Source organism: Microvirga sp. (assembly GCF_014699075.1).
Taxonomy (GTDB): domain Bacteria; phylum Pseudomonadota; class Alphaproteobacteria; order Rhizobiales; family Beijerinckiaceae; genus Microvirga.
In genome coordinates, this window is sequence record NZ_JACXAB010000068.1 from 1 (window position 1) to 20754 (window position 20754).

The 20754-nt window shown below is 57.5% G+C and carries 15 protein-coding genes and 3 pseudogenes; 14 read left to right on the forward strand and 4 right to left on the reverse strand.

The genetic code is table 11. The annotated features are described in order from the left end of the window. Positions 1-148 precede the first annotated feature (148 nt). The 7 genes and pseudogenes from IC232_RS29280 to IC232_RS29305 all read left to right on the forward strand — a co-directional run bounded on the left by IC232_RS29280 (position 149) and on the right by IC232_RS29305 (position 4454). A complete protein-coding gene (locus IC232_RS29280; RefSeq protein ID WP_190848472.1) occupies positions 149-295 on the forward strand; it encodes a hypothetical protein in 147 nt (48 codons plus the stop codon). Positions 296-441: 146 nt separating this feature from the next. After that, a complete protein-coding gene (locus tag IC232_RS29285; protein WP_190848473.1) occupies positions 442-888 on the forward strand; it encodes a peptidoglycan-binding domain-containing protein in 447 nt (148 codons plus the stop codon). Between the two features lie 90 nt (positions 889-978). Continuing rightward, the gene (locus IC232_RS29290) at positions 979-1470 is read left to right on the forward strand and encodes a Gmad2 immunoglobulin-like domain-containing protein (protein ID WP_190848474.1); all 492 of its coding nucleotides are present in this window, start codon (positions 979-981) and stop codon (positions 1468-1470) included. A 656-nt stretch (positions 1471-2126) separates the two neighbouring features. Beyond that, on the forward strand, positions 2127-2513 hold the full coding sequence (locus tag IC232_RS29295) for a hypothetical protein (RefSeq protein WP_190848475.1): 387 nt from the start codon (positions 2127-2129) through the stop codon (positions 2511-2513). Positions 2514-2702: 189 nt separating this feature from the next. Next, positions 2703-2930, forward strand: a complete 228-nt coding sequence (locus tag IC232_RS33500; RefSeq protein ID WP_376771022.1) for a hypothetical protein — start codon at positions 2703-2705, stop codon at positions 2928-2930. A gap of 15 nt (positions 2931-2945) precedes the next feature. After that, positions 2946-3419: pseudogene (locus tag IC232_RS33505) on the forward strand (DDE-type integrase/transposase/recombinase); the annotation flags it as partial. Between the two features lie 93 nt (positions 3420-3512). After that, positions 3513-4454, forward strand: coding sequence for an IS5 family transposase (locus IC232_RS29305; protein WP_190848476.1), 942 nt, complete (start codon positions 3513-3515; stop codon positions 4452-4454). Between the two features lie 292 nt (positions 4455-4746). Here IC232_RS29305 and IC232_RS29310 read toward each other — a convergent pair whose 3' ends face one another. Beyond that, the gene (locus IC232_RS29310) at positions 4747-6555 is read right to left on the reverse strand and encodes an adenylate/guanylate cyclase domain-containing protein (RefSeq protein ID WP_190848477.1); all 1809 of its coding nucleotides are present in this window, start codon (positions 6553-6555) and stop codon (positions 4747-4749) included. Positions 6556-7479: 924 nt separating this feature from the next. Between IC232_RS29310 and IC232_RS29315 the strand changes: the two genes are divergently transcribed. The 4 genes from IC232_RS29315 to IC232_RS29330 all read left to right on the forward strand — a co-directional run bounded on the left by IC232_RS29315 (position 7480) and on the right by IC232_RS29330 (position 16495). Beyond that, the gene (locus IC232_RS29315; protein WP_190848478.1) at positions 7480-8670 is read left to right on the forward strand and encodes a S8 family peptidase; all 1191 of its coding nucleotides are present in this window, start codon (positions 7480-7482) and stop codon (positions 8668-8670) included. Between the two features lie 764 nt (positions 8671-9434). Further along, complete coding sequence (locus tag IC232_RS29320) at positions 9435-11168, forward strand: peroxidase family protein (RefSeq protein WP_246812482.1); 1734 nt, start codon at positions 9435-9437, stop codon at positions 11166-11168. Between the two features lie 127 nt (positions 11169-11295). Beyond that, the gene (locus tag IC232_RS29325) at positions 11296-14034 is read left to right on the forward strand and encodes an endonuclease (RefSeq protein ID WP_190848480.1); all 2739 of its coding nucleotides are present in this window, start codon (positions 11296-11298) and stop codon (positions 14032-14034) included. Between the two features lie 640 nt (positions 14035-14674). Beyond that, positions 14675-16495 (forward strand): di-heme-cytochrome C peroxidase, encoded by a 1821-nt coding sequence (locus IC232_RS29330; RefSeq protein WP_190848481.1) that lies wholly within the window; start codon positions 14675-14677, stop codon positions 16493-16495. Between the two features lie 97 nt (positions 16496-16592). Here IC232_RS29330 and IC232_RS29335 read toward each other — a convergent pair. Both IC232_RS29335 and IC232_RS29340 read right to left on the reverse strand, forming a co-directional pair. Then, positions 16593-16715, reverse strand: a pseudogene (locus tag IC232_RS29335) (IS6 family transposase); the annotation flags it as partial. Positions 16716-16868: 153 nt separating this feature from the next. Further along, positions 16869-17631 (reverse strand): annotated as a pseudogene (locus IC232_RS29340) (IS5 family transposase). A 457-nt stretch (positions 17632-18088) separates the two neighbouring features. Here IC232_RS29340 and IC232_RS29345 point away from each other — a divergent pair. Together IC232_RS29345 and grrM are read left to right on the forward strand one after the other, a co-directional pair. Continuing rightward, positions 18089-18337, forward strand: a complete 249-nt coding sequence (locus IC232_RS29345) for a hypothetical protein (protein WP_190848482.1) — start codon at positions 18089-18091, stop codon at positions 18335-18337. Positions 18338-18369: 32 nt separating this feature from the next. Beyond that, positions 18370-19566, forward strand: coding sequence for a cyclophane-forming radical SAM/SPASM peptide maturase GrrM/OscB (gene grrM / locus IC232_RS29350; RefSeq protein ID WP_190848483.1), 1197 nt, complete (start codon positions 18370-18372; stop codon positions 19564-19566). 173 nt (positions 19567-19739) lie between these two features. Here the strand turns inward: grrM and IC232_RS29355 are convergent, their stop codons facing one another. Further along, on the reverse strand, positions 19740-20045 hold the full coding sequence (locus tag IC232_RS29355) for a transposase (RefSeq protein WP_312895249.1): 306 nt from the start codon (positions 20043-20045) through the stop codon (positions 19740-19742). A 26-nt stretch (positions 20046-20071) separates the two neighbouring features. On the opposite strand from IC232_RS29355, the gene IC232_RS29360 reads away from it, so the two are divergent. Then, positions 20072-20413, forward strand: coding sequence for a helix-turn-helix domain-containing protein (locus IC232_RS29360; protein WP_190848484.1), 342 nt, complete (start codon positions 20072-20074; stop codon positions 20411-20413). Positions 20414-20754: the final 341 nt, after the last annotated feature.

A 20754-nucleotide genomic window follows, 5' to 3' on the forward strand; every position in this document is an offset into this window, starting at 1 on the left:
TGCACCCGCCCCGCTAGGCCGAAACGTCAACAACAATCACATTGCCAAACGGGCGCCATCCAGACATGACAACACCGAAAAACTCCTGAGGGCTGCTTCGTCCATCTATTACTAGGGTCAGCGTGCCAGATTAGGCCCAGCATCCTGTATGCTGACCACGCACAGAACGGCAGTTGCCGAGTTTTTCAACAGCATCGATCCGGGGCAGACATTCCCCTGTCGTGATACCGACGGTGCGCTGTTCGCGCTGCAGGCGCTCACACCGGCTGAAGCTGACGCGCAAGAGCGCAGCTGATTGCAGCACGAAGTAGAACACTTGGGCCTGCAACACGAGACCGCGCCAGCAAAGTGCGGCCGAGCACATGTCGAATTGTGATCGGGTGTACTCTGATCCTGTGAGCAGCAGACTAGACGTAGGCCAATTTCAGGAGGCAGCACGCTATGGCGGAACCAGTTCTGAAGAAGGGGTCGACGGATCCCGCTGTGCAGGACTTGCAGGAGGCCCTCAAGATCCTCGGACATGATCCAGGGCCGATCGACAGTGTCTTCGGGCCCAGCACTGAGCGCGCAGTCCGATCCTTTCAGCAGTCAAAGGGCATCGCTGCGGATGGGGTCGTCGGCCGGGTCACGTGGATCAATATCGATGAAGCCGACCAGAGCGAGCCAGGTCTCCGCCTTGGCTCAACCGGCCTGCCAGTCCGCCGCCTTCAGAGTCGGATGAGTGCGGTTGGTTTCGACACAGGCGGGGTCGATGGACGCTTCAGCCCGAAAACAGAAGCGGCAGTGAGACAGCTTCAGCAACGGTTTGGCCTTGCTGTGGACGGCGTCGTGGGCGCGAAAACTTGGGCGGTTGTTGCTGCACTGGAGAACGAAGGGTCGGCGAGCTGACTGAGATGGATCATCGGGGGTGGCTGCACTCCGATCGCACATCATTTCGGATCGGGCGAAGCAGCGCAGGTTTGGTCGAGGAGAGCAGGTATGGCGAACGAGATCCAACAACCCAAGCCGTTCGATTTGGTAGGCAACCCGATCCTGATCGGAGGAATTGGCTCAGGGTTTGAGGCCATTCTTCAATATCGCGTCCATGACGGTCATAATGAGCGCACAGGCCACTTCATGGTTGGTGGCGGGACCGGTGAGCACGGACAGTTCCACCTGTCGATTGACGTATCTGGAGCCGTCTTCCAGTTGGACCGTCTGTTCGTCGAGGTGTTCGAGCAGAGCGCAGCAGACGGCTCAGAAATCAACAAGGTGATTGTCCCTGTTATCTTCGGACCTAATATCGTACCCGGGTACGTGGGCTTCCGTCTTCATACGGTCCAGCGTGGCGACACACTTGCGAAGATCTCCCGCGATCACTACGGCGATCCCGGCCGTTTCCAGGATATCGTCAGGGCAAATCCACTGGTCATCAGTGACCCTGATCGGATCTTCCCCGGTCAGGTGCTTAAGATACCAGTCGGCGCGTAATGAGTATGCAAGACAGGTCACAACAAGATGAGCGGTGATGAGAGCGTGATGCAAACCGGTCGAGCCGGGATCAGGACAACCCGAGGTATCGTCAGAGCTGCGAGGTCGCTAAGTTGTTGGGGACCTGATCCGCGGACTTACATCAGGGCCCGCGGCCACATAAGCCGCACTTACAGGCCGTAGATATGACTGCCCCGACCACTTGCAGCCACGTTCAACAAAACCCTTGCCGGCAGGGAGCGTCCAGATATGACGGTGCCGGCCAAACACATGGCTCCCCACGACCAGATCGTCAAAACGCCAAAAACTCCTTGCCACGTAGGCGCCGTCTACAAAGGCTTTATCGGAAATTACGCTGAGTGTTTCTCCGCACAGGCATCATCCCCGCCATGATCTACAGTAACTTGGGGGCTTAGCACCGTCGCGGAGACACGCGCATGGACACCGACACTCGCACCCAATCCCAGGCAACCCAAGTGGCACCTGAGGCCCAGAGTAGGTTTGGAGCCTTACACTCACTAGTCACCGAGTTCATCACAGGGGGGCGGCCAGACCCGGATAACCCTCAGCCCCCTGGTCCTTGGGACCCAGTAATTCGCCAGACCCTGACGCGGATCAGGGACCGTCTAGGGCCACACCCTGATCCATGGAAGGTCATGGGTTCTGTCTCAGACATATCGGATATGGTCAGTCTCAATCCGCAGCCTCTTCCACCCAAAGCACTGTTCTCGATCATGCTTGCCGAAGAGGTAATCAACCATGTGTCGCGCCTGCAGGACATCGCTGACATAGCGGGCCAGTCCGGCTCACCCGCCCGGGATTACATGGCGCGGTTTGTCGACGACATCGAACTTTGCCCGCCTTATCGGAAGTGGCCGTTCCCACCGCCGAAGCGCGGAGAGACTTTGTTCGATCCGGTTGATATCGTCACCATGGGCGTTGCCTTCACGCATTTGGCCGAAACTGTTCCTGACGAGAGGCTCCGCGGCGATATCCAAGGCATGGGTGCAAGGCTCATGGAGAAGGGCACAGCCCGGATGTAACAAGCTGGAGGAGGGCCTCCCAGAGCGGCTCTCCTCTCCACCTAACAGTTCCATTGAGGGTGTTCTGCGAATTACAGGCCCATCGGGGAGACTCACTCTTGTCCTGCATTGTACGTCTGCGCCCGCATTCCCGCCGAGGTGATCAGTCTTAAGGTCTGGCCCTATTTTCGCTTTCACATGAGCGTGCGCATGGTAGAGGAGATGCTGGCCGCGCGTGGAACTGAGGTCCGCCACGAAACGGTTCGGCGCCGGACTGAGAAGTTTGGACGGGAGTTTGCCAATCGCATTCGCCAGCGCCCTCCTAGGTCGGGCGATTGGTGGCATCTCGAAGGGGTGGTGATCACCATTGCGAGGAAGAAGCGTTGGCTCTGGGGGGCTGTGGATCAGGGCGGCTTTGTCCTGGATATTCTTCTCTAGAGCCATCGAGACTGCAACGCCGCCAAGCGCCTGCAGCGCAAGCTGTTGAAGAAGATCGCCATGGCTCTGCGGGTGATGGTCACAAACAAAATTGGGTTCTACGGTGCGGCTCGCAGGGACATGGATCTCGGCACCGAGCATCGGCAGCACAAAGGTTCAAACAAACGGGCGGAAAACTCACACGAACTCACCCGCCGACGCGAGCGCCAAATGAAGCGCTTCAAGTCGGCCGGGCAGGCGCAACGTGTTCTCTCAATTCACAACTCGATCAGCAATTTGTTTCACCTACGGCGTCATCAATTGACTGCCACCACCTATCGCAATGCTCGAAAGGCAGCCTTCGAGGCTGATTGGACATCACCTGTGCGGCACTTGCCGTGTGAAATCGAGACTTATTTCGCCTTGGTGATGGCGAACGCCGGTAATGTGACGATGTCGAAAGAACAATCCTCATCTGAACAGCATGGTGTTCTCGATTTCAGCTTGTAGTAGCACTATTCATGAGACCTGTGCGCGGGTGGCCTCGACCCGTGGCTGTTTGGGTGATTCAATAGGGCCGCTGGACATGACTGGAGCGGTCCCATGGCACGCCGTCAGATTGGACAGGAAGTCTTCACGTTTGTCGCCGATCCTATATCCCATCGCGGCGCACTGGACCGGCTGTCAGAGCTGATCGACTGGTCCTTGCTGGATCGACACCTGGCCGACATCTACGCCGCTGCCAAGGGCGAACCAGCCTGGCCACCGCTGGCCCTGTTTCGCGCCCTACTGCTGGCCGTCTGGTATGACTTATCGGATGTGAAGTTGGCCGAAGCGCTGGAAGACCGCGCCTCATTCCGGCGCTTCTGCGGGTTCGCCGCCCACGAGCCTACGCCAGAGCGCACCGCCTTCGTGCGGTTCCGGCGGGAGCTGGTGGGGCGCTCGCTCGACAAGGTGCTGTTCGATGAGGTGACGCGCCAACTCAAAGCCCAAGCCATCACCATCAAGACAGGCACGCTAGTGGATGCCACGGTCATTTCCTCGGCAAGTGCTCGGGATGAGGAGGCCGCCTGGGCCGGGCACAAACGACGTAGGGCCATCCACGGCTTCAAAGCGCATGTGTCAGCCGACGCCGACACGGCCCTCGTGGAGGAATTGACCGTCACCCCTGGCAATGTCAACGACGGGCGCGCTGGCGGCGTGGTCCTGCCGGATGATCCTGGCGATGTTTATGCCGACAGCGCCTACCGCGGAACAGCCTTTGCCTCTGCCGTGCAGAGCAAAGGCGGATGCCCACGCGTGGTCCAGACAGGCGTGTGGGGCCGACCTGGTGGCAATGCCTTACGCAAGCTGCGGGCGTGGAACCATCAAGTCCAGCATGTGCGCTGCCGGATCGAGAAGATCTTTGGCACCTGGAAGCGCAGCTACGGCCTACGACGTATGCGCTGGACAGGATTAGCGAAAGCGGCCCTGCAGGTCAGATTGACCGCTATCGCCTACAACCTGAAACGCACGGCGGTGATCCTGATACCGGAGGCTGCCTGATCAGGGGCGAAGTGTGCCTTCAGACATCCCCAACGGGAGCATTGGTTGTCAACACTGCCAGTCTCGGAAAGCGACGTGGGGGACTTCCCTCACGGTCATCACGACCGCGATTTGACCACCCGCGCACAGGTCTCATCACACGGTCGCTTTGTGCTGATAAGAATAAATTCTACTACGCACTCTCCACTAAAGATGCCAATGCAAAATGTCTGACCGTTAAATAGCGCTCCATTTTGTGACAGATCTTGATGAGCTTTACCATCGAGCTTGAGCCAATTTGCACAAAACGGCTTCAATCCGGAAGACCAGCCTTTATCAGACCTTCCAAGTACCGGATGGCTCCTGGTGACGACCGGTATAATTTCCGGACTTTTCCTACATGGTAGTCCGGTTCATAAGCTAACAACTGCTCTACTGCTCGAGTAGCTTCATCAATGCGATCAAGATGAGCAAGGCTTGCAATCAAAGGCCGGTAGCTTGCAGTCCAGGTATCCTGTTCGCTGATGGCTCGCTGAGCCCACCTGATGCTCTCGTCGTATTGTCCGTCCATACACAGCGCAACGGCCAAGCCGGAGAGCATCGCGACCATAGTCCGGTCGAAGGGGCTCAACCGCATCGCAGCGTGGAAATGAGGTATCGCCTCTTGCTGAAGGCCTGCCCAGCAGCGGACCCATCCACTCATGGTATAGGCGGGGGCGCAGCTTGGGTTCAGGATGAGTGCGCGGTCAAGAAGGAATAGGGCCATATCCAGATTATGGGCAAGGTATCCGATCGCCTGCGCCGACATCCAAAGAACAGTCGGATCGTCCCGCTCCCGCTCAACTGCGAGCCGGGCGGCTGCAACCCCTTCCTGACTGTGCTTGGTGATATCTTGGCTCCAGCCCTGTGCAATGTAGTAGACGTAGCACCAAGCCTTCAAAGCGTTCGGTTGCGCATAGCCGCGATCGTTGATCGTGATTGGCTCGAGTAGGTGCAGCGATTCCTCGACGCTGTCCCGAGTGCCCTCATAAAACTTTCCGAGTGCCCGGAGGAACTGATCATAGGAGCTAAGTTTCTCAGGATGCGTGCGTTTGACCCTTTCTATTTCGGCGCGACGAAGATGGGGCTCAATTGCAGCGGCAACATTGTCTGTGATGGTGTCTTGGAGTTCGAAAACCTCCTGCACATCGCCGTCATACCGGCCAGCCCAGATTTGAGTCTCGGTTTCCGCTTCAAGTAGGCGCCCCGTGATGCGCAGACGGTTGCCCGAGCGCCTCACGCTGCCATCAAGAAGATAGCGCACGCCGAGATCGGCGCCTATGCGCCTTGGACTGACCGGAGTTCCCTTGTAGATAAAAGTGGAGTCACGAGCACTCACGAAAAGCCATTTCATTCGGCCAAGCGCTGTCAGGATGTCCTCGACAATGCCGTCCGCTAGATAATCGGCTTCACGATCATCGCTCAGGTTTCGGAATGGCAGAACGGCGATTGAGGGTTTGTTGGGTAATTTCAGGAGTGGAAAAGGGCGGCTTCCATGAGGCGCAGTATGCGCGGGGGGATGTGCCCCTCTTGAAATGTAGACTTGTATGGGGCGAGCGATGTTCTTCAAGGTATGCTCACCGCGATCCTCAAACCGGAGGCTTAGTCTGCCGTGTAACTCATCAAAAACTTTGGACGATATACATATGCTTCCCGGTGCGGCGATCTCCTGCAGACGGACCGCCACGTTGACGCCGTCGCCATACAGATCCCCATCAGGTCCGCAAATGATGTCTCCCAGATTGATCCCAATTCGAAGCAGGATTCGTCTGTCATCGGCCTCTGAGTTGGCGCGCTCCTCCAATTGGCGTTGAGCTTCGAAAGCGCAGATGACAGCCTCAACAGGGCTCACGAATTCAATGATCGCGCCATCACCCGTGGTCTTGATAAACCGCCCGTGGTGTTTCCTCACAGTGGGTTCTGCAACTTCCGTCATGATTCTCTGCATGGCAGCGAGTGTGCCCACCTCATCCCGCTCCATCATGGCCGTCGAGCCGACAACATCAGCGACGAGAATCGCTGCGAGGCGACGTGGTCCTGCTGCAGAGCTGACCACTGAAGACGTTGCTTGGCCTTCTACCATAACTCTACCATCAAACTGGCTCGTTTATGCAGTCGATGCAGAAGGTCAGTAATGCTCCCTTACTATTAGGGGCTACTCAGTTGTAAGACGTTGGCTCATCGGTGACAATACAGCAGCAATCAAGCATTCTCAAGCTCAGTGTATCAGGATTATCCTTGGCACTTAGATAAACGTTTCTCCTGGCCCATACCTTTCGGGAGGGAGTATGCGCAATATTGTTTTGTTGAGAGTCGCATCTATACTGGCGGCACTGACCTGCCCCGTTGGGGCTTACGCTCAGGCGGATCCGGCAAAGCCATCCTCCAAGCCGGCTTTCTTGGATCAGGGCTGGAGCGGGGACGACCGGACACGGTTCCGCACTGCTTCTCAGCGCTCGCAGTTGATGCTCTATAGCTGGCTTATCGTTGTGGAGAGACCAACCAGCGAAGAAATGTTCCTAGATGATGAGTACACCCGTTTACAATATGTTCCTCACAGCCGAATATGGCTACGGGATGGGCGAAGTCCAATAGATTATCCATTGATGTCGTTGTGGCGGCGACGAGAAGAGATGAGGTTTAAATCGGCATGAATTGCGCCGAATACCATTCAAACCAATTGGAAATTGAACAATCACGCCTGAAGATCGACGTCGGTCCGGCCATCACTGATAAGTTAGCTTTTATGGAGGATTGTGATTGGCGTTAGCCCGAGAGGAAGGTAGACATCACTGCGACTTTCTAGTTAGAGATGCTCAAAGTACTCACGTTGCTAGGCTCGTAATATCCAAGAAACAGTTCGGCTGCGGCTCAGTACACCATTGGGGCCACTAAAATTGAGTAATGCCTCAGCCCTGTAGGTGTGCCGTTTGGCACAGAGGGCAGTCGTCTATTTCTTTCATAGTGTTTCTGCGCTGCGACTAGGCGCTCATCGGAGGAGACACCCATGGCTAAGCAATATACTGTTTTGCGTGGTCTCAACCAATCCAGGACTAGGGAGCCATTCGCTGTCGGGCCTAGCCCAACCGGTCTTGAGGCGCTCATCGCCGCACAGGCAATCCCCCAAGTTGAAGTCCGGACCTTGAACAAGATAGAAGTCTTGGACACAGCCCGCGATCCCGAGGTTAAAGGGATCGCTCCAGTCATGCCCATCAAACTGATCGAACCCACCAGTGCTGACGATGTCAATGCTACTGCAGGTGATGCATGGGGAATCAGCGCCGTCCGCGCAGACGTTTCTGCGTTCAATGGCGACGGTGTGGTGGTGTCCGTGCTCGATACAGGTATTGATCCCAACCATTCGGCTTTCCAGGGTATCACTCTCGTCCAGAAGGATTTCACCGGCGAGGGTGACGGCGACGGTCACGGACATGGGACCCACTGCGCAGGCACCGTTTTCGGGCGCGACGTAAACGGGACCCGCATTGGTGTTGCTCGAGGAGTTAAGAAGGCGCTTATCGGTAAGGTTCTCGGAACGAACGGCGGCGGGGACTCCGACATGCTGTTTCAAGGCATCACATGGGCTATAGAAAATCAGGCTGATGTCGTATCGATGTCGCTTGGCTTCGACTTTCCAGGATTCGTTGATCAGATGGTTTCAAACGGCCTACCAGTACCGGCTGCTACATCGATTGCCCTTGAAGGGTATCGTGCCAATCTTCGCATGTTCGATGCTCTGATGCAGATGATCCGGGCGAGGGCGGCGTTCGGTCAGGGTACAGTGGTCGTAGCGGCGTCGGGGAACGAAAGCGAGCGCACGGCCCAGAAGCCGTACGAAGTCGCCGTATCGATCCCTGCAGCTGCTGAAGGCATCATTTCGGTTGGAGCATTGGGAAGGGCGGGCAACGCACTGGACGTGGCTTCCTTCTCAAATACGTTTCCGCAGATCAGCGCCCCTGGCGTCGACATCATATCGGCACGCAAAGGAGGCGGTCTGATCTCCATGAACGGCACGAGCATGGCAACCCCTCACGTCGCGGGTGTCGCCGCCTTGTGGTGGGACTTCATGAGACAGTCTGATACCCCGGCCAATGCACTCGGTATCTCGTCCAAGCTGCTTGCAACGGCACGGAGTAACGTCTTCGCTGCTAATGTAGATCCTACCGACCGAGGTATGGGGATTGTCACTGCGCCGTAGTTGCCTACCCAAAATCGGGTTGCACAGTTGCTGGGAATGATAGTTCCCAGCAACTGCCCATAGAGTGAGCCGCGAAGATAGCTTCCACTGGTTCTTGGCGAAAGGCAGGAGTAGCAGTTCACACGAGTAGAACTACCGTGCATAGTTGTACTCCACCGCACTTAAACGTCTGACTGGTAGACGAGTATTTGGAAGCCCAGATGTGTTCAGTACTTTGCATATCCTTAAAGAGGATTGCAGGACAAGCTTTAGCGTGATAGGTTTGTTATCAGTTAGCCGTATCGTGTTGCTTTGTGCACAGTAGTTCATGAAACTCAGGTGGTGTGCCCAAGCCGATCGTCAGCGTCGGTCCAAAGACACGTCAATCAACTCATCTCCTTTAGCCGCTCTTCTTGGCTAGGAACAGCGTACCAGTGATCACATAGCAGCCAGGAAACGCGAGCAGGCTCTGCATTGTGCGGTTCCGGATTTTGGGCATTTTTGACGCGGTAGCCTCCTGGACCCTGAACAGGAAGACGTGTTTGTGAAACTCTCCCCGTGTCGAAGGAATGTCACATCGCGCAAAAGACTTGTTTCAGGTGGTCCTAACATAAACTCACACGCACGAAGGTAAGGTTTTTTCGGGAAGCAGTAGTACAAATCGCTCTAAATCGTCCATTTTGGAGAAGCTCACCATGACTGTCTTGTTTCAGACGCACAGTGGAAGAGAAAAATTCGAGCCCCAAGAAGGTAGAGTTGGAGCCACTCCGCGGGTTTCAAGCAACATGCGCATCCGTGTTGCGGCTCCGCCGGCTGGGACCGATATTGCCGTCGATGAGCAGGCGGACTTCGGATATTTGGTCCCGCCGCTAGACGCCCCCGAGCATTATCTGCCAGAGACTGCTGAAACCCTCGGTGAACTCGATGAGCTCGGCAACCTCATGATTGACGCAGTCGAGCCTGAAGATGCCACCGATGAGACATCGGCTGCAGACTCCACTATGCCTCCTGTACTAACTTATTGGGGCCAGTTCCTCGACCACGAGCTAACTGCTCGAACAGACCGGGAGAGCATCATCACAAGTGTGGTCAATGCGCATCCTCCGGTGTCATCCTCAACAGTCGAAAGCCAGTTCCGAAATGCGCGGACCCCACGATTCGATCTCGACAGCGTTTATGGCGGCTCACCTATCGGTCCAGGCGTTACCGCCGACGTGGTTACCGTCATTTCAGGCATGCGGCATCCAACGCATGTGAATAAAATGCGGGTTGGAACTGCCGTCGATCCTGGGCCACTTCCTGACAGTCTCGATGAGCATCGCGATCTGCCGCGCTATGTCCAGATCCAGGCCTCCGTACGCGATGCCGCCCTCAGACTTGCCCAAGCATCAATGAGCCAAGAGGAGTTTGAGAGATTTTCATCTGAACTCGGCCAAAGGGCATTAATTGGCGACACTCGCAACGACGAGAACCTCGTGGTCGCGCAGTTTCATCTCAGCTTCCTCCGTTTTCATAACAAGGCTGTTGATTTCCTCGCCAGCTACAAGACAGGATGGCTGCCGGATTTCGCCTCAGCTCAAATGTTGACGCGACTGCATTATCAGTGGCTCATTATAGAGGGGTATCTAAAGGGCGTTTGTGACCCTACGGTAGTGGACAGAGTGGTTCAGGATCGCGCATCGCACTTTTTCAGGTTTAGAGCGGAATTCGATGCACGACGTCAAAACACCCGGCTCGGCAACGCGCTGCCGCTCGAGTTTTCTGTGGCGGCTTACCGGTTCGGGCACTCGATGGTTCGTGCATTCTATGACTACAACAAGAATTTCGGCCGTCCTGGTAGCGGAATCTTGCCGAATGCCACACTCAACCTTCTGTTTGGGTTCACCGGCGGCGGCGGGAACATAGCTGGTGATAAAAAACTGCCCAAAAACTGGGTGATTGACTGGACCCGATTCATCGGGGTTGCGCCGCATGATTCATCTGACGGGCAGCCTGCACGGGTTGCACGCAAGATCGATACGGATCTCGCGCCCTCTCTCGGAAAGATGATAAAAGAGGGCAATGACGAGGCGGACGTGCAGTTGAAGGCACTGTTCAAGCACCTCGCCCGTCGCAATCTCCGACGAGGCTACAATCTGCGGCTCGCAACAGGGCAAGCCGTCCATCAATATCTCCAGCAGCACGGCGCCGTTGAAACGGGTCCGATCACTGACGTCTCGACGATTATCAACGCAAAGCCGTCATTGCGGGAGTTCCTGAGAAACACGCAGTCGAAGATGCACCAGCGCACTCCACTGTGGTTCTACCTCTTGGCCGAGGCAGAGGCCGGTGGCGGAAACCGGCTGGGTGAACTCGGAAGTTGGCTCGTCGCATCGACTTTCATTGGCGTGCTGCTCGCTGACCCAGACTCCGCCCTCTCGCGAGGGTTTGCACCGAGCCAAAGCCCTCTCAGAATGCCTGACAACAGTGAAATTGACTCTCTCGCCAAGTGGATGAGTTTCGCAAGAGTGATGCCATAGGGTCTGAATGGATCGCGGACCGCAGCGTGAGCCTTAAGTCGCTTCGGCCGCGACTCAACTCTTCAAGTTGCTTGGTGGCGAGCTCTTTTCCGACTGTGAGATGATGTCTGAAGTCAAGGAGAGACCGATGATCTTTGATGGGGATCTTCGCGTCGCTGCCGAGGCGGCACAACGCTGGCGCGCGCGTGAGGCGCAGCGGGCGGGGCGTGAGGGCAAGTCCGTGGCCGCCGTGGAGACGCCCCAACGCATTGAAGCCCGGCTCAAGCGGCTTACCGCTGCCGCAACGGCGCCATCCCGTGTCCTCAAGGCCGGACCACCGCTTCCAGAAGCTCAGGTGCTGCGCGCCATTGGACTGGAGCGCACCATCGGTCGTAGCGACTTTCAGGGAATCGCTTTCCTGGAATTGGCTCTGGCAGTGTCGCGCTTCGTAGGTAGGGTCAGCATTCGCTCCGCCCCCAGCCGCGGTGTCGGTTTCGGCACCGGCTTCATGGTGTCACCGCGTCTGTTGCTGACCAACAATCATGTCCTGCCCGCGCCTGGATCAGCGCAGTTCAGCGAGGTTGAGTTCGACTATCAGAACGATCGCGCTGGCCGCCCACTGCCGCTCGTGCCATTCGCGCTGGAGCCGCAGACCTTCTTCATGACCGACGTGGAGCTCGATTTCACGCTCGTTGCGGTCGCCGAGGGCTCGCGACAGGATACGCCCGCGCCCCTAGCCCACTATGGTTGGTCACGGTTGATTGCTGAGGAAGGCAAGATCCTGATCGGCGAGCACGTAAACATCATCCAGCATCCAAAGGGCCAGCATAAACAGTTCGTCTCACGCGCCAACGAGCTCGTCGACATCCTGGAGAGCCACCTTCACTACATCACCGACACCGAGCAGGGGTCGTCGGGGTCTCCCGTCTACAATGACCAGTGGGAGGTGGTGGCGCTGCACCACTCCGGTGTCCCAAGAATGGAGAACGGACAGTACATAGCCAAGGACGGCCGCCCTTGGGATGGTCGAGACAGCGACGAAATTGATTGGATTGCGAACGAGGGCGTGCGGGTCAGCCGTATGGTCCGCCACATTGAGGCCCGCTCACTCGACCGTGACGCTGCCCGGTTGCGCGATGACCTCCTGAACCGTGAGCCGCCCAGCCCACTGGAAGCTGCCGAGATGGCGGCGCACGCCGCTGCCCAATCCAACGGACGGAGCAAGCTCGTGAGCATCGCCGCCCCAGCCCAGGCCGGAGCCGCCGCCCGGCCGGCTGGCACCAGCTTCACCATACCCCTTCATATCACGATAGAGCTGGGAGCGCCGGAGGAGTCGGCTACGGATAGGGGAGGCTCTCCGGCAGAGGCCCCTCCCGCGGCCGGCGCGGGCTCACCCGAACTGGTCCGCGCACTTGCTGAGCTGAAGGACGCTCCAAATCGGCCCTACTACGATGCCCAAGCGGACGACCGCGCCCGGAACCTTTACTATCGTGACCTGGACGGCAACGCCGAACCGGCGGTGCTGTTCAAGGCCATGCACGCCCTCCTGCGGCGGACTCACAAGACCGAGTTGCGCTACAAGCCAGCCCTCCACGTCTATCCCTGGGTGGACCTCCGGCCCGGCTCCCCGCCCAGTATTCGGAGTATCTACTCAAACAAGGGTTTCGATCCCCGCGAGCTGATCGAGGCGGACTTCCACCTGGACATGGAGCGGGAGCGGCTGCGCGAGACGCTGAAGCGGGAGGGCGCCACTGTGCTGGAGAGCGCACTGGACCTACTTGAGGCCAGCCTACCGTATAACTGTGAGCACGTCGTGCCGCAATCTTGGTTCGCCAAACGGGAGCCGATGCGCGGAGACCTGCACCACCTTTTCGCCTGTGAGTCGCGCTGCAATAGTTTCCGAAGCAATACGCCATACTTTGACTTTCCTGAGTTCCAGGAGGCAATCCGCAACGAGTGCGGCAAGTCGGAAGCGCAGGGCTTCGAACCTTTCGCTGGAAAGGGAGCCGTGGCGCGAGCGACCCTTTACTTCCTGCTCCGTTACCCCGGTGAGATAGACGACAGCGCCAAGGAGTACAGCAAAAGCGACCTCACTACCCTACTGGACTGGCACCGACGCCACCCTGTGGACGAATACGAGCGGCACCGGAATGCCGCAATTTTTGAGAAACAGGGCAATCGAAACCCGTTGGTCGATCAGCCATCATGGGCAGAGCGCATCGACTTCGCCGCCGGATTAGGCCGGCGCGGCCGGGAAATCGCGGAAGTACGGCCAAGCGGTGACGAGCCCGAGCAGTTGGACCAGGTCTTGCGCGCCCTAGCCGCCCTGGACGCCCGAACTCCGTCCGCAGCGGCCCTGACTGAGGCTGTCGCAGACTTCGGGGCCTATGAGGGACTGCCGCCGGAAGTGGCGCTGCTGGACGAGGGTCGGACCGTGAAGCTCCTCAAACCTCTAACCTACATCTCCGAGATCGGTGAGCGCTGGCCGGTAGAGGCTGGGGTGGTGGTTGACGGCGCTTCCATTCCTCGGGCCTTCTGGAGCCTGATCGGCGGTCCCTTCGAGGGACGCTATCGCAACGCCTCCATAATCCACGACCGCTTCTGTGATCTGCGTAGCCGCTCTTGGGAGCTGACCCACCGCATGTTCCATGACGCCATGCGTTGCAGCGGCGTGCCGCTTCTCAAGGCCAAGGTAATGTTTTACGCCGTGTACCGCTTTGGCCCGCGCTGGACGGTAGGGCAGGAGGCAACCGGCTCTGTCCTGACCTTCGAGCGGCGCGCGCCTACCGACGCCGACGCCCTCAGCCTGCTGGAGGATGCCCGGACGATCTATACTGAGAATCCTTCTCTTCAGGAGATCGAGGCTATGGCCGACGCCCGAGGCTGAAGCCGCCCGGCTCTGTCGCGAATTTTGAATAACGACAGAGAGAGGACCCTTCTACCCACAGGCCTCACGCAGTCAGGATACTGAACTGCTCAGCGAGGGACAACTGCGAGCCACGGGCGTATTTTGCCTGTCCCTTCCGTATCATGGGAACTATCTTGATGTCTTCCAAGATCGCCCGAGCCGATATCAGGCTGGTATCTACGGCACCATCACCAAGAGCCATCCTGAGGGTTGTCGGATCCGCGATGCAAGCGCCTCTCCCTTAGGTCACAAGGTGCATCGTAGAAGCTGCCGCCGAAGTGTAGTACGACGACCTTGTTCTCGTCGCCCCGTAGCTACTTCTATAATCTCCAATAGTGGTATGTTTCTTTGTTGGTCGGTTGGTGGCATACTGAAGTAAATCACGCCTTGGCACCAAGCGTGACCTGTCGCGGAACAAGTATCGAGTTGCGCGCAAGTTTACAGGATTATTGACAAGCCACCGAGCAGGAAGCGTCTTATGAACCGGACCTGCCGCTGCTTCAATTGCATCTGACGAAGGGGGCGGTCTGCCCCTGATGTACATCGATAGTATGCGAGCAGGATTGTCGCAACATACCGCTTAATCGTCGCGTACTTCTCTGGAAGTGGAGAGAACCTAATGCGTCAGCAATTGTTGTCCGGCCTCCTGACGGCGACAGTATCGGCAGCGCAATCTTGGGCCGCGGACACTCCGACAATTTTCGTTGATCAAGGGCCAGACTGGACGCAAACGACACGCGCTGACTTTTACAGCCGCGATCAAGGCGCCAGGATGATCCCACTGGCTTGGCTGCAGGCGTTAAAGCAACCTAACGGCCAGCCATTCTTAGCCGATAGTCTCGTAAGATACGGTTATCTGCCAAATCCAGCGAACAGCAATGGCCTGCCTGTCGGCTTCACCGCGTCCGGACCAGGGGGAGCCCGAATTGCTGGTATGACCTGCTCGGCCTGCCATACGCGGCAGATCACAGCAGAAGGCAAGACGTACCGGATCGATGGTGGACCAGCCATTGTTGATTTCCAGAGCTTTCTGACCGATCTCGACTCCGCAGTCGGGCAGATCCTCGCCAGCGACGTAGCATTCCAACCGTTCGCCGTCGCGGTACTCGGTTCCGCCACGCCGGATCCTGACGATATTGCAGCGCTACGTCAGCGAGTGGACGCCTGGTACCTGCGTTACCATACGCTGATGACGCGGGCCTTGCCGAAAGATGCTCCTTGGGGGCCTGCGCGGCTCGACGCAGTCGGTATGATCTTCAACCGCCTCACGGGACTCGACCTTGGGCCGCCGCCGAGTCTCCTTATCCCCGAGAACATCAGGCGTGCGGATGCTCCCACGCGCTATCCATTCCTTTGGAACGCGCCGAAGCAGGACAAGATCCAGTGGCCAGGCTTCGCCGATAATGGCAACGACGTTCTCGCCCTCGCTCGCAACCTAGGGCAGGTGATCGGCGTATTCGGCGTATTCGAGCCGAGGAAAGAGGGGTTCTTCGTCAACTTCCTCAATAACAACTCGGCGAATTTTGACAGCCTGGGTAGGATAGAGGATCTGCTCAAGCAGCTCGGCCCACCGAAATGGCCGTGGTTGGTGGACACCAACCTCGCAGCTCAGGGGAAAGTGATCTTTGATCGGCCAACGGCACAAGGCGGTTGCAACGACTGCCACGGGATCAGGCCCGGGAACGTTCGGTTCCCGGGCGTGCAGACCTGGGCGACACCAGTCCAGGATGTCGGAACCGACACCCGGGAATACGACGTTCTAGCATGGACCGCCAAGACCGGTGCGCTGCAGGGTGCCTTTATTCCATTCATCACCAAGCCATTGCAGGAAACCGATCTTGCCTTCAACATTCTCGGGACCTCCGTGATCGGCTCGATCACGCAGCATGTGCTGAGCAACGGCGGCGATGTGCTGACTGGCGCAGCTCAGGTTGCACAAGCCCAAGGAGGGCAGGAAACCCCTGCAACAGGGCTGGCACGTCCAGCGGGCCCAACGCGACTGCCACCATCTTTGAGAGATCTTCAGGGGGCCTTCAATGCCCCAACCCCGCTGCTGGAAAAGCTTAAGACGGAAGGCACCCAGACACCGGGCATTCCAGCTCCAACGGCTGCCGCAGCAGCACCTCCGAGAGGCGCTTACGAGTCTCGGGTCATGCAAGGAATCTGGGCTGCTGCGCCGTATCTGCACAACGGCTCGGTTCCGACGCTCGCCGAACTGCTTAAACCAGTATCTGAGCGCGTGAAGGCATTTAAAATAGGATCCAATTACGACACGGTCAATGTCGGCCTTGCAGTAGAGCAGACGCAGTTCAACTACACCTTGACCACGACTGATTGCAGTGACCGCAACTCGGGCAACAGCCGCTGCGGACACGAGTTTGGGACGCAGTTATCGTCTGAAGAGAAGAAGGCGCTTCTGGAGTACCTGAAGACCCTTTAACTCTAGTGTGGCTGGTTGGGTCGCAAATCTGGAGCAGGGACGCGAAACCGGCCGACGCTCCGTCACAGGCTGCAAGCAGATCGAACTGCTCTGCAAGTTAAGGCTGCGGATTGTGGGCATACTTCGCCTGTCCTTTCCGCATCATATGAACCATCGCGATGCCGCCCAAGATCGTCCGAGCGAACGCCATCGACTTGAACCCGAGCATCGGGCGAATGCGCCAAATAAGTACCAGTAGGCCAATAGGTAGTTGTGTCGTTCCTCGACGCCGGCGAGCCCCAGATAAGTGGCAGGATCATCACTTTGGCGCATGCACCGGTGCCATGCACAGAAGGGTTCAGGAGCAGGAGCCGAAGTCCTGCACTTAGAGCGTCTAACAAAGCCGTTCGCATTGGGTGAAGCAGATAAGCGCGCATCCGAGTGTGGTGAAGGCGAGATGGATGTCCTCGCGTCGTTCATAGCGAATGGAGAGACGGCGGAAGCGATTGAGCCAAGCCAGTGTGCGCTCTACCACCCAGCGATGCCGTTCCAGGCGCTCACTGTCGTTCACACCGCGGCGGGCAATCCTGGGCACAATGGAGCGCCGTCGGCATTCGGTCCGGCAGCGCCGATGATCATAGGCCTTGTCGGCGTGCAGTTTATGAGGCCTGCACCTGGGACGTCCCCGGCCATGCCGCACCGGCTGCACAGCATCGAGAGTGGGTGCGAGCATCAGGCGGTCGTGCCGGTTAGCCTCACTCAGGCTGAAACCGAGCGGTGTGCCCGTCCAGTCGACCACAACATGGCGCTTCGTGCCCGGTTTGCCGCGATCCGTCGGGTTCGGGCCGGTGGCAGCGCCCCCTTTTGGGCCTCAATGGACGAAGCGTTGAGCGAGGCCCGGCTCCAGTCGAGTTGGTCGGCGTCTGCCAGACGCTCCAGCAGGATGCGACGCAGGCGCGTCCACACACCGGCCGCCCGCCAATCGCGCAACCGGCGCCAGCACGTCATGCCCGAGCAGCCGATCTCGGCGGGCACTATCTCCCAGGGAATGCCCGAGCACAGGACAAAGAGGATGCCAGCCAGCGCCGCCCGGTCATCGACTCGCGGCCGACCACCTCTGGGCTTGGCCGGTTCAGGAGAAGGAGCGGCTCAATCACCGCTCACAGAGCATTGGGAACAAGGGGTTTGGCCATGCCAAACCAATGTACTCACCCCGGTTTTGTTAGGCGCTCTTATTCTAGTGGCGTTCTAGGTGCTGTAAAATGGGCATAGCCGGCGATGAGCGGTTTTGGGTCGCGCGCAGAAGGGTCCGACAAACCGCATTTTAAGATCATTGGCGATAACCCGCACATCATCGACGTGAGGAGGTCGGGGGCGATGCCGAGCCAATACGCCCGCGGCACCTTGACGATCGCATCAAGGCCGACCGCCTGGCAGTTGCCCACACACGCCATAATCATCAGCCCTCAACTCGCCTAAGCCCAAGCCCCTCAGCCAAGTCGTTCTCAGGTGCCAAACGGCTCACTCGTGCAATAAAGCGTTAGTTGAAATTCTTCAGAAATCTGGTAAAATCTTAGTGTTAGGGGCAGTTTACCTTTGCTACGAGGTGTGGCTATGTCCGATAAATTTAACCTTACCCCAACTCTCGGACGTGGAACTGTTATGATGTCTCTTGTGGCGGCAGTAGCTTGCGCGGCAGCTGTCGATCCAGGCCAAATTGCGCCCTCTACAGAATATAAATCCAACGGCCATGATCTTTCGCCGCATATCGAAGCTCTGGCCATGCAAATACGCAAATTAGATCCTATTTTCGATCAGAATTCATCGCCAAGTGTGCAACTGGCGCAGTGGCGGAACTACTAAAAACTCACAGGTCTAGGGATATGCCCGCTGTAATGTCTTCGGGCACTACCCATGAGGTGTTTGCACGGCGATTAAAGTTGCTTGTCCTGCAGCCGACGCCGTTCTGCAATATTGATTGCTCCTACTGCTACCTCTCCAACCGCACGTCTAAAGCAAGGATGAGCCTTCAGACTCTGGATCTCGCGTGTCGGCGCATATTCGAGAGTTCTCTTATTGGATCCAGCCTTGACGTTGCTTGGCATGGCGGAGAACCCCTCACCGTTCCAATCGATTGGTATTTAGAAGCCGTCGATCTCATGGCCAAGCGGTCGAACGGGGAAGTTGAGTTGCAGCACTTTTTCCAGACTAACGGATTGCTGATTAACTCCAAATGGATTCGATTTTTCTTTGAGATAGGAGCGAAGGTCGGGATCAGCATCGACGGGCCCGCCGATCTGCACGATGCAAATAGGCGTGCGCGTCACGGGCGCGGCACTCATGAGAAAGTCATGGCCGCGGTGCACCTCCTGCAGGAGCACAGTCATCCGTTTCACGTGATCACAGTGCTCACCGAACACTCACTACATGAACCCGAACGCCTCTTCAATTTCTATGTTCAAAATGGAATTAGAGATGTCGGCTTTAATGTTGAGGAGATCGAAGGAGCAAATCAGGTTTCATCGCTCGAAGGAAAACAAGTGGAGGCCCAATTTAGAGAATTTGTTCGAAAGTTCTTTGAGTTGGTCTGGGCTTCGCCTGGCCTCGTGAGAGTTCGTGAATTCGAAGACGTCGTTGGACTTATCTTATCAGAATCGCCCGTGAGAGATCAGCAGAACGTTCCTTTCAGCATTGTCAGTATCGACTATAAGGGTTCTGTTTCTACGTTCTCGCCGGAATTATTGGGGGCCTATCATCCGCGATTCGCCAACTTCACATTCGGCGATGTCGTGACGCACGATATTCAAGCCTTAGAGGATGAGCCACTCTTTACAACCGCTAGCCAGGAAATACAACGAGGAGTTGAGAAGTGCAAGAGCGCTTGTCCTTATTTCCGCTGGTGCGGCGGTGGTGCGCCCGCGAACAAGCTATTCGAAACCGGGCGGTTTGATGTCAGCGAAACGATGCACTGCCGGTTGACCCGTCAGATACTCCTTGATGAAGTGGTTGCAGGACTTCAGACGCGCATTCGAGCACCACGGTCAACTTCCGGATCCGACGCTGCAATGATGCTCAACGAGAGTGAGGGGTGACATCGATTTTAAGTAACAATAAGTGTTTTTCCGTACTCGATCAAAACTTCATGGCATAATCCACATCACGTCGAGATTTCCTCTCCCGGTACGTTGAGCATACTTGATTTTGTGCTCTTTGATGCAGAGCACGTTTGGTCATGATGATCTGTCCATCTTAAAGCATTGGACGATTACACGGACGCATATCCGGGGGCCTTGAAGAAGTTCCAGCATTCGTGGGGCTCAAACAAATTGCAGATGTCGCCGAGCGCTCGCCAGAGCGCGTCAACGGTTCGAGCTTCGGCTTTGCGCAGGTATGATTTGATCTTGGCGAAGGCTTGCTTAATCGGGTTCAGATCGGGCGAGTAAGCGGGCAGGAACAGAAACCAGGCTCCCTTTTGTTTCAGACACTGCATGGCCTTCTCGCTCTTGTAGGCCGCTAGAGCATCGGACTGAAAGGCAGATTCAAGAGGTTTCGGTCTGGGCTGAAACGTGATTCCCTTCTGAGAACAGGAGGCGGATCATGACCCAGAGCTTCTCCTTGGATCTGCGCGTGCGGGTTGAGGCCTTTGTCGAGGCGGGCCATTCCTGCCGGGCGGCGGCCCGCCACTTTGGGGTCAGCGACAGCTGCGCCATCAAGCTGATGCAGCGGAAGCGGCAGTCCGGCTCACTCACGCCAGCCCGTCAGGGGCGCCCGCCGGGAGGCAGCAAGCTGGTGGCTTGTGAGACCTTCCTGATCCAGATCGGCGAAGCCGAGCCGGCCATCACCATGCCCGAACTGGCCGCTCGGCTGCTGGACGAACACGGGATTGTGGCTGCTCCCGCGATGCTCTCGCGCTTCCTGTGCCGGCGTGGCTTCACCTAGAAAAACACCTGATGGCGGCGGAGTGCGCACGCGCCGACGTGCGGGATGAGCGCCGGGTCTGGCACGCCCAGCGTCAGCCGCGCATGTGCCAAGAGCCTCACCGGCTAGAGCATCGGACTGTTAAACGGACGCATAGCCGGCAGCCTTGAGGAAGTTCCAACACTCGTGCGGCTCAAACAAATCGCAGATGTCGCCGAGGGCGCGCCAGAGCGCGTCGAACGTTCGCGCCTCGGCCTTGCGCAAGTGTGCCTTGATCTTGGCAAATGTCGTGTTGCCTCACGTAATTTTGCTACCGTCTGCCTCATCCAGAATGTTACCCGCTTGCCTGGCATGAGGTACTT